This window comes from Limosilactobacillus panis DSM 6035, from assembly GCF_001435935.1.
In the GTDB taxonomy this organism is placed as follows: domain Bacteria; phylum Bacillota; class Bacilli; order Lactobacillales; family Lactobacillaceae; genus Limosilactobacillus; species Limosilactobacillus panis.
The window spans coordinates 1-9,769 of sequence record NZ_AZGM01000099.1 but is presented as its reverse complement, the minus strand read 5'-3'; the positions used below and the strand labels follow the sequence as shown (position 1 = coordinate 9,769).

At 51.1% G+C, this 9,769-nt stretch carries 10 protein-coding genes; 8 read left to right on the top strand and 2 right to left on the bottom strand.

What is annotated here, in order from left to right:
- Positions 1-58 precede the first annotated feature (58 nt).
- Genes FD32_RS06545 through FD32_RS06535 form a run of 3 tightly spaced genes read left to right on the top strand, consistent with a single transcriptional unit; the run spans position 59 to position 3,137 of the window.
- Complete coding sequence (locus FD32_RS06545) at positions 59-934, top strand: aldose 1-epimerase family protein (protein WP_047770156.1); 876 nt, start codon at positions 59-61, stop codon at positions 932-934.
- 28 nt (positions 935-962) lie between these two features.
- The gene (locus FD32_RS06540; protein ID WP_047770154.1) at positions 963-1,616 is read left to right on the top strand and encodes a bifunctional 2-keto-4-hydroxyglutarate aldolase/2-keto-3-deoxy-6-phosphogluconate aldolase; all 654 of its coding nucleotides are present in this window, start codon (positions 963-965) and stop codon (positions 1,614-1,616) included.
- Positions 1,617-1,631: 15 nt separating this feature from the next.
- Complete coding sequence (locus tag FD32_RS06535) at positions 1,632-3,137, top strand: UxaA family hydrolase (RefSeq protein WP_047770148.1); 1,506 nt, start codon at positions 1,632-1,634, stop codon at positions 3,135-3,137.
- Between the two features lie 185 nt (positions 3,138-3,322).
- Here the strand turns inward: FD32_RS06535 and FD32_RS06530 are convergent, their stop codons facing one another.
- The gene (locus FD32_RS06530; RefSeq protein ID WP_047770145.1) at positions 3,323-3,691 is read right to left on the bottom strand and encodes a lipopolysaccharide assembly protein LapA domain-containing protein; all 369 of its coding nucleotides are present in this window, start codon (positions 3,689-3,691) and stop codon (positions 3,323-3,325) included.
- A 114-nt stretch (positions 3,692-3,805) separates the two neighbouring features.
- Positions 3,806-4,195, bottom strand: coding sequence for a ribonuclease HI family protein (locus FD32_RS06525; protein ID WP_047770143.1), 390 nt, complete (start codon positions 4,193-4,195; stop codon positions 3,806-3,808).
- Between the two features lie 35 nt (positions 4,196-4,230).
- Between FD32_RS06525 and FD32_RS06520 the strand changes: the two genes are divergently transcribed.
- The 5 genes from FD32_RS06520 to FD32_RS06500 all read left to right on the top strand — a co-directional run bounded on the left by FD32_RS06520 (position 4,231) and on the right by FD32_RS06500 (position 9,656).
- Complete coding sequence (locus FD32_RS06520) at positions 4,231-4,635, top strand: EbsA family protein (protein WP_047770141.1); 405 nt, start codon at positions 4,231-4,233, stop codon at positions 4,633-4,635.
- The gene (lspA, locus tag FD32_RS06515) at positions 4,632-5,081 is read left to right on the top strand and encodes a signal peptidase II (RefSeq protein WP_047770139.1); all 450 of its coding nucleotides are present in this window, start codon (positions 4,632-4,634) and stop codon (positions 5,079-5,081) included. The genes FD32_RS06520 and lspA overlap by 4 nt, the downstream gene beginning before the upstream one ends.
- Position 5,082: 1 nt before the next feature.
- A complete protein-coding gene (locus FD32_RS06510) occupies positions 5,083-5,997 on the top strand; it encodes an RluA family pseudouridine synthase (protein WP_047770137.1) in 915 nt (304 codons plus the stop codon).
- A 78-nt stretch (positions 5,998-6,075) separates the two neighbouring features.
- The gene (locus FD32_RS06505; RefSeq protein ID WP_047770135.1) at positions 6,076-7,158 is read left to right on the top strand and encodes a carbamoyl phosphate synthase small subunit; all 1,083 of its coding nucleotides are present in this window, start codon (positions 6,076-6,078) and stop codon (positions 7,156-7,158) included.
- Positions 7,158-9,656: an ATP-binding protein gene (locus FD32_RS06500; protein WP_047770133.1), complete on the top strand. Its 2,499-nt coding sequence runs from the start codon at positions 7,158-7,160 to the stop codon at positions 9,654-9,656. The genes FD32_RS06505 and FD32_RS06500 overlap by 1 nt, the downstream gene beginning before the upstream one ends.
- Positions 9,657-9,769 lie beyond the last annotated feature (113 nt).

Sequence of the window (9,769 nt, the reverse complement as noted above, 5' to 3'; positions counted from 1 at the left end):
CGTGTGAAACATGTGTTTGATGGGTATTTTGTGTATTTTTATGAATAAATCAGGTTAAATGATTAAAATTGAAAATGCTGACTTTCGCGCAGAAATTGACGAACACGGCGCACAGTTAACCCACCTGGTTAATAAAGAGGCCAACTTTGACTACATTTGGAATGGTAAGGAGTGGGGCAAGCACGCCCCGGTCCTGTTCCCGGCAATTGGTCGGTCCAACGATGACAAGTACGTTCTCGACGGCAAGACCTATGAAATGCCGCAGCATGGTTTCGTCAGTGACCAGGACTTAACGGTTACCTACCAAACGGAAAACGCGGTTACTTTGGAATTAAAAGCCAACGAGGCTACCAAGAAGTACTACCCGTTTGACTTTACCCTGGCAATCACCTTTACCCTGTTGAGTACAGGTTTGTCCCTGAGTTTCGCAGTCACCAATAACACTGACCGCCAGATGCCATACTCCATCGGTTCCCACCCGGCATTTAACGTGCCAATCAACGGGGTGGCTAAGTTTAACAACTACCGGGTTAAGTTTACCGGTATCGAGGGACCAATCAACGACTACGAAATTGTCAAGACTCCTAACCCGTACCGTACTGGTAAGGAAGAATTGCTGACCGCAAAGAATGAACTGGCCCTGAACTACGAAACCTTCAAGCCGGGTCTGCGGATCATCAGTAATCCGGGAATCAAGAGTATTAAGCTCTACTCACCACTAACCTCGCACGCGGTCGAGATGGACATCAGTCAGTTTAAGAACGTCTGCCTGTGGACGAAAGAAGACACGGACTGCGCATTCCTATGCATGGAACCGTTCAATGGCTTCCCCGACGTTCTCGGTGAACCAGTTGACTGGATGAAGAAGGAGGGCAACATTATCTTGCCTGCCCACGAAACCAAGGTATCCCAGTACGAAATGCACTTATCATAATTAAATTGCAAAAGGAGAAATTGAATTTATGTTACCAAAGTATGAAGCACTGAAAGCCGTTGAAAAGGCCGGCATTCTGGCAGTTGTCCGGGGCCGGAGTGAAGAAAATGCCTATAAGATCTCTAAGGCCAGCATCAAGGGTGGGGTCAAGGCCATCGAACTCGCCTTCACCTCCCCAAATGCTGACGTTACGATCAAGCACTTAAACGAAGAGTATGCTGAGGACCCCGAAGTTGTTGTGGGTGCCGGGACTGTTCTCGACCCCGCAACTGCCCGGATGGCCATGGTAGCGGGTGCCAAGTTCATTGTCAGCCCGTCCTACAATGAAGAAGTTGCCAAGCTTTGCAACCTCTACGCCGTTCCTTACATGCCCGGCTGCTTCACGCCAACCGAGGTTCAAACAGCCCTGATGACTGGCGCGGACGTGGTTAAGATTTTCCCTGGTGCTATTGCCGGTCAGAAGATGATTCCTGAACTGCAAGGACCATTCCCACAGGCAAACATCATGCCAAGTGGTGGGGTTTCCCTGGACAACATGAAGGACTGGTTCAAGGCCGGTGCCTTCTGTGTTGGTGCTGGTGGGAGCCTGGTTGGCCCTGGTGCTGATGGTGACTACGACCAAGTAACTGAAAACGCCAAGAAGTTCCACGAAGAACTGCTGCGGATTCGGAATGAGAAGTAAAAGGAGTTATGAATAATGAATAATTTCATTATTTTAGATGAACATGATTCCGTTGCGGTCGCTCTGCAGGACCTGCCGAAGGGAACGGTTTTAAAGACCGCCAACCACGGTAATGTAACCACCCTGGAAGACATCACCCGGGGCCACAAGATCGCCCTGGAGGACATCAAGAAGGGTGCCGACATCATCAAGTATGGTTACCCAATCGGTCACGCGACCCAGGACATCAAACGTGGGGAACATGTTCACATTCACAATATTGCAACGAACCTTTCTGGTGAGTTGGAATACAGCTACAAGCCAATTAAGATCACGACGAAGGTTGGCAAGGACGACCGGAAGTTCATGGGTTACAAGCGGCCAAACGGCAAAGTCGGTATCCGAAACGACCTTTACATTATCCCGGTTGTCGGCTCGGTTAGTGAACTGATTGACCCGCTGGTCACCCAGTTCAGGGCCCTGCACCCGGACAACGGTAACTTCGATAACGTCGTGCCCCTTAAGCACACCTACGGAATTGACACGCCCCAGGATAACTATAAACGGGCGCGGAAGATCCTCGTGGACGCGGCATTGCAACCAAATGCCGGGGCTGTCCTGATTTGTGGCCTGGGTTGTGCCGACGACGATGAACTGGCCCAAATGAAGGCCGCCCTTCAAGAGGCCAACGGGAGTATCGACCCCGACCGGATCAAGTTCTTATCATCCGCCGACAGTGATGACGAGATTACCGACGGCCTGGCAATGCTGGAAGAACTGAACGCGGCAGTCAAGGACGACCAGCGGACGCCACAACCTCTGAGTGAACTGAAGATTGGTTTGAAGTGTGGGGGCTCTGATGGGCTCTCTGGGGTAACCGCTAACCCGCTTTTTGGGCGGCTCTCCGACTTTGTTGCTGCTCAGGGTGGGACCACGGTCCTGTCCGAAGTTCCAGAAATGTTTGGTGCTGAGACAATCCTGATGTCCCGGGCCAAGGACGAAAAGACCTTTGACAAGACGGTCAACTTGATCAACAACTTTAAGGCCTACTTTGAACGCTTCCACCAGCCGATTTACGAGAACCCGTCACCGGGTAATAAGGCCGGGGGGATCTCAACCTTGGAAGATAAGTCGCTTGGCTGTACGCAGAAGTCCGGCACGTCTGCCGTTAACGATGTTCTGGAATACGGGGATAAGATCAAGACCAAGGGTCTGAACCTGCTTCAGGCACCTGGTAATGACCTTGTTTCCTCATCGGCCGAGGCTTCGGCGGACTGTCAGATGGTCCTGTTTACCACGGGGCGGGGGACACCGTTTGCTACCTACGTTCCAACGGTCAAAGTTTCTTCTAACTCCTATATCGCTAACCTCAAGCCGCGTTGGATCGATTTTGACGCCGGCCAGTTGATGAACGAATCGATGGATGACTTGGCAGCGAAGTTCATCCAGTACATCATCGACGTGGCCAGTGGCAAGAAGACCAACAATGAAAAGTATGATGTTCACGGAATCGCCATCTTCAAGACCGGCGTAACGGAATAGCATTTTGTATGTAATAACCTCAGGAAAAAGAAGCTGGGAAAAAAGCTTCAGAGTGCTCCGTAACTAGACACTAGGAGCACGCTTTTTTTCCGCGATTACTGTGTAATATTCGGAAAACTAAAAGAGGCTGGTGAGAAAACAAAGTTTTCTCCCAGCCTCCTTTTTCGACAATCATAATTTGATGACTATTTTTGCTGACTACCACTTGCCGGCTTGTCAGCGACCTTCTTGAGTTGGGCGTTGGTCTCCTTCAAGCGCGCATTCTCCTTTAACAGGCCCTTGACCTGGCCCTGAAGCTTTTGCAGTTGCTTGGGGTCAACCTTGCTAGCTCGCAACTCCTTGAGCTCCTTGTCTTGCTTCAGGTGAGTTGAGAAGGAGAGGAGGTAGATGATTAGGGCCCCGATTAAGAGGCAGACGAGGATTAAGAGAATTAATGGCATCTGGAACTTGGTAAACAGGAGGTTCACCGCCACGGATGCCGTGTTAGCGACTGCGAAAATGACAATGATAATAATTAGGATAATTGAAATAATAGTAGTTGATTGTTTCTTCAATGTTCTTCCCCCAAACTAAATTTACATTTATTGTATAACTTGTTTTGTTTGGCGCATAGCCTTAGAACACAGCTTTTGGTCGTTTTCAGAAGTTTTGGTATACTAATAGCGGTATTATTCCAGACTCCTCAAGGCCTGATTAGCGAGGTGGTGGGCCCCCGCATTTTGACTGTCGGAAACCCACTGGGTAACGACGGTCGGGAAGTGATCAATTAACTGGTTAAGGGTATCGAGTTGCGCTTGGTAATGTTTTGTATAATTTTTGCCAACCGCGTCACTAAGCAAGCGGCTATCGGTGTAGAATAAAACTGTTTGTTCGCTAGCAAAGTGATCACAAAGGTACTGGAAGCCAAACGTGGCGGCTGCAAATTCGCCGCTGTGGTTATCAGCTTTGGCAAGTGTTTTCGTCAGTTGGTACTGGTGGTGGTTGAAAAGGATCAGGACTCCTAAGCCGGTTGGCCCCGGGTTACCTTTTGTTGCCGCATCAGTATAAATTTTGATCATTAAAAATCACCTCATCGGAAGGATGTTTATCATAAATGGAAGAAGAAATACGCTATTTTTATCAACCGGACCTGACTGGGACCATCATTTCCTGGTGCTGGACCTTTATTATTTTCTTGGCGGGCCTGATCATCTGGTTGGAGATCACTCATTTTCAATGGATCACGGCCGTCCTATTCCTTATTTTTGCCGTCCTGGTTTTCTTAGAAATCAAGCGGCGGACCGTGGTGGTGACGCAAACTAAGATGACCTTTAGTCGTTTGTTGCAGAAAGACTACCTGGTAATTCCTCTAGCTGACATCCGCCAACCTCATTTTACTAAACATACGATGTCAATGACAGTCAATGGTGAGATCCTCAATTTTACCTTTACGAACAAGGCCATTCGTCGTTTGCAGGACTTGCTTGAACGTCAGGAAAAAGAAGGGGCCCGGTCATGATGGTGATTATTTCCTTCGTCCTGGTCCTTGTCCTGGTCGTTATTGACCAGCTAGTGAAGCACTGGGTGGTTGCTAGCGTGGCTTTAAACACCGCCCACCCTTTACTTCCCCACTTCTTGGCCCTGACGAACCTGCGAAATAACGGTGCCGCGTGGAGTATCTTAGAAGGGCAGCAGTGGTTCTTTTCACTGGTGACGGTAGTGGCTTTAGCAGTCATCCTCTACCTGTTCTACCGCTGGCGACATAACCCGCGCCTCCTGTTGCCATTGAGTTTTGTCCTGGCAGGGGCGGTTGGCAACTTTATCGACCGCATCCAGCAAGGCTACGTGGTTGACATGTTTGAAACCCTGTTTGTGAACTTTCCCGTCTTTAACGTGGCGGATTGCTGCCTGACGATTGGTGTTGTTTGGTTGGTTATTATCATCATTCGTGAGGAAGAGGAATAGTATGGAAGAGAATTTACGGTTAGTGGTTAAAGAGGGGATGACGGGGCGCATCGATAAGCAACTGGGTCACCACTTCAGCCAGTATTCCCGCTCACAGATTCAAAAATGGATCGGTGACGGTAACGTGAAGGTTAATGGGCACTCGGTCAAGCCTAAGCACAAGCTGGCGGTTGGTGACGAAGTGACCATCGCGCCAGAAAAGCCCCAGAAAATTGACCTGGAACCGGAAAATATTCCCCTCGACATCGTTTACGAAGACGATGATGTGGTGGTCGTAAACAAGCCCCAGGGAATGGTGGTCCACCCAGCACCGGGGCACCCTGACCACACCCTCGTTAACGCCCTTTTGTACCACTGCCCACTTTCGACGATCAACGGGGAATTTCGTCCCGGGATTGTTCACCGGATTGACAAGGATACCTCAGGCCTTTTGATGGTGGCCAAAAACGATATGGCTCACCGTTCCTTAGCTGCTCAATTAAAGGCCAAGACCAATAAGCGGGAGTATGTAGCGCTGGTTCACGGTGTTATTAAGGATGACCAGGGGACCATTGACGCGCCGATTGGGCGGTCAAGAAAGGACCGCAAGAAGCAGGCCATCGTTAGTGACGGGCGGCACGCGATCACCCATTTCAAGGTACTAAAGCGTTACCGTCACTACACCTTGGTTTCCTGCCGTTTGGAAACGGGCCGAACCCACCAGATTCGGGTTCACATGAAGTCAATTGGTCACCCCCTTGCTGGGGACCCCCTGTATGGTCCGCGGAAGACCCTTCCGGGGGCGGGCCAGTACCTTCACGCCCGGCTACTTGGTTTTAAGCACCCCCGAACGGGAAAAGAGATGGTGTTTACGACGCCACTGCCGGACTACTTTCAGAAAATGTTGGATAAGTTGGATAGGACGGATTCTAATTAACAGAAAGTACTAAGTCGTATATAATTGGAAGAGTGAATAAGTGAGCAAAAAGCAATTTGCTCAAGAGGGGGATTATTAATGGCATCACGATACCTCATATTTGAAGATGGGTCTATCTTTGCCGGCGATGGTTTTGGCGCCCCGGCTGTGACCTTTGGCGAAGTAGTTTTTAACACCAGCATGACTGGTTACCAGGAGATCATCACCAACCAAATCTACAATAATCAGATTTTGATTTTTACCCAGCCGAATATTGGGAGCTACGGGATTCAGCGTAACATCTACGAGACAATTGTCCCAACAATCAAGGGCGTTGTGGTTCGGTCGCTATTCAACGTGGCGACTAATAACGTCCGCCGGCTGACCCTAGACCAGTACTTAAAGCAGATGAATATTCCGGGAATCAGTAACGTTGACACCCGGGCAATTGTTCATAAGCTCCGTGCTGCCGGAAAACCGTTGAAGGGGAGCATTGTGCCTGTCCCTGATGACCACGCCTTTGACCAGCTCCACGCCACGGTCCTAACGAGCCAGCAGGTGGCTCAGGTGGCTACGCCCAAACCCTACCCGAATCCGGGAGTGGGGAAGAGTGTCGTCGTCATTGACTTCGGCCTGAAGAACGGGGTCCTGCGGCAACTGAGCCGGCGGAAGTGTAACGTCACCGTCCTGCCGTACACGGCGACAACGGATGAGATCCTCCGTCTAGACCCAGACGGGGTCGTCCTATCGACCGGCCCGGGTGACCCTAATAAGTTGAAGTCATCGGTCCTGAAGATTATTCGGGAGGTCGAAGCAAAGATACCCCTCTTTGCAATTGGACTGGGCCACGAGCTCTTTGCGATGGCGAACGGCGCCCAGGTCAAGCGCCTGCCGGTTGAGCACCACGGGATGAATCACCCCTTACACGAGATTGTAACGGACCACATTGTCTACGCGACCCAGGGTGGGGGCTTTCAGGTGGACCGGACAACGATTGACCGCTCCAAGCTCTTCATCACCTACGTTGATATGCTGGATAACAGTATCCAGGGCCTTCGTCACCGGCAGTACCCGGCGTTTTCCGTCCAGTTCTTCCCGGATGGGGCACCCGGCCCGGACGAGACAAATGGCCTGTTTGATGAATTTATTGAGATCATGAACCGGAGGGAGGCACAACGGTAATGACAAAAGAAGTTCGTTCCGTCCTGATTATCGGGGCCGGGGCCAATGACATCCAGCACGGGGATGAGCTCGATTCAGCCACCTACCAGGTAGCCACCGAATTTCACCAGCTAGGCATTCACACCATCCTCGTTGATGACAACCCGTTTTCGGTTAGCTTAGAAAGCAGCGACATCATTGACCATGCCTGTGTGGGCCCGCTGGAGGTCGACAACCTCATTCGAATCATTGACCAGTACAAGCCCCACGCCATCCTTCCGACCTTGGGGAACCGGCGGGCCTTTGAACTGGCCCAAAAACTGCTTGATAAGGGAATCATCCAGGAGAGAAATATCCGCCTGTTAGGTATTCCGGAAGGGACCATTCGACAGATCAACAACCCGGTCCTCCTCAGCCGGACCCTCCACGCCATGGATGCACCGACGAAGGCAATTGTTACCGTCAATACCTACCAGGATGCCTTGGAAGAGGCCCGCAAGATTGGCTACCCGGTTATTATCCGGTCGGTCCTTCCCAAGAGCAGCAGCACTCGGCAAATTGTCCATGACCAGCGGGAGTTGGCGACGGCCGTCCAGAAGTGCTTAAAGCAGTCGCGAGCCGACCAGGTCTTTGTTCAGCAGAGCTTGGCGGGATTTAAGGAAATTGAGGTGGTTGTCCAGCGCGACCAGTCGGGGACGATGATGATGCTTTCGATGGTTGAAGATATGGACCCAATTGGTATTCACGCCGGCGACTCGATTGCCTTTAACCCCCCGCAGACGCTCCTGGATCGGCAAATCCAGGACATGCGGGATACTGCCTTTGCGATTACCCGTAAGTTACGGATTGTGGGGGTCAACCACGTCCAATTTGCCCTTAACCCGGAAAACGATAAGTTCTACGTAATCAAGAACAGTGCCTATTTCGACCGGATGACGGCCTTTGTTGCCCAGTCCACTGGATACCCAATTGCAAAGGTCTGTGCCCAACTATATGCGGGCAAGCTTCTTCGCAATATTGACTTGGGGGCAGACTACGTTAATCACGCCGCCCTAGTCGAACCGACAATGGACCATATCGCGGCTCGGGTCCCGATGTGGGGCTTTGATGCGGTTCCCGAGGCCGACCAGCAGCTAACGACCGAGAAAAAGTCGGTGGGGACGGCCTTTGGGATTGGCCGCAGCCCGATTGAGGCCCTGTTTAAGGCAATTGAGTCCCGCTATAAGGAACCAACCGACTTCCACCTGTTAGCCCAGGAGAAGCTCTCTGATGATGAACTCGTAATGAAGCTTGTCCACCCGGCTGCGGGACGAATCTTTGTCCTAATTGAGGCGATGAAGCGGGGCTATTCGGTCGATGAACTCGCCGAAATGACGAAGATCGACCCCTTCTACTTTGACCAGCTCAACCGGATGCGGCTCCTGATTGAAGAGGTTGTTAGTCACCCCCAGAAGGAGCCGGTGTTAATCAAGGCCAAGTACAACGGCCTCAGCAACCAACTGATTGCCCGCCTGTGGAAGACAACTCCAGAGCAGGTCTACCAGATGTATGAGGACCACAAGTTGATGACTAAGTATAAGGAGATTGAGCCCTCAGGTGGGGAGTTTACCCAGCATACCGGGAGCTTCTATTCTGCCCTTGAGTTTGAAAACGAGGCCACCAAAACGGCCCAGCCCAGTGCGGTGATTATCGGGACTGGTGGCCTACGGCTGGGGATGAGCAACGCCGGGGACTACTTTGTCGCCATGCTTATGCGGCAATTAAAGGCCGACCACTTCCACACGGTAGTGGTCAATTCCAACCCCAGTTCGGTTACTCTGAGCTACTCGTTGGCTGACAAGCGCTACATTGAGCCGGCCACGACGGAAAACATCCTGCAGATCCTGCGAATTGAGCAACCGCAGTTCCTGTTTGTGCCTGCCAGTTACAGTGAACTCTTGACCGCACTGAAGCAGGACCAAGTTGAAAGCCAGCACGTGGTGATCCCGGATGATGACCTGTCAATGTTGGACGACTATTCTAACCAGCTCGTTTCCTTCAACTTTCTCTACGATGGCAAGTATGCCTACCCACTGGGAACGATCACCAACCTGCTCTCCGTCGACCAGCTGGAATACGAATCAACAGCTATCCGCTATCCGGCGGAGCTGGCCAATGTCGATAACCAGAAGTTGAATGATCAAAGCATGGCAGCCATTGCGGGGCAGTCTGGTCCAGGCCTTTTCCAGGTAATTTTTGAAAAACAGGCAAGCGGCGGCTTTAAGAAGGTCGGTGTTCAGCCGATGCCACTACCGGAAATTGCCTTTTTGGCCAAGGCCTTGGGGCTAAACCTCACCGCTATTTTGACCCAGATCCTTACCGGACGGGCACAGAGTGCGGATATTAATGAGTTCTTGAAACACGAGGGCCCATCTGGCAGTGCTACATACCGGGCAACTTTCCCATTCAAGGCGCTCCATGTTAAAGACGGTGTCCCGGCGGTTGAGAAGATTATCGGCGCCCGGATGCAGTTTATATAGAAAATAAAATTAGGTACTGATGCTCTTTACAGAGCACGGTGCCTAATTTTTTGTTAATATCTGAAACTTGAAAGTATGAAGACAGACTGATCCCTTGGTATCACAGGGCATAT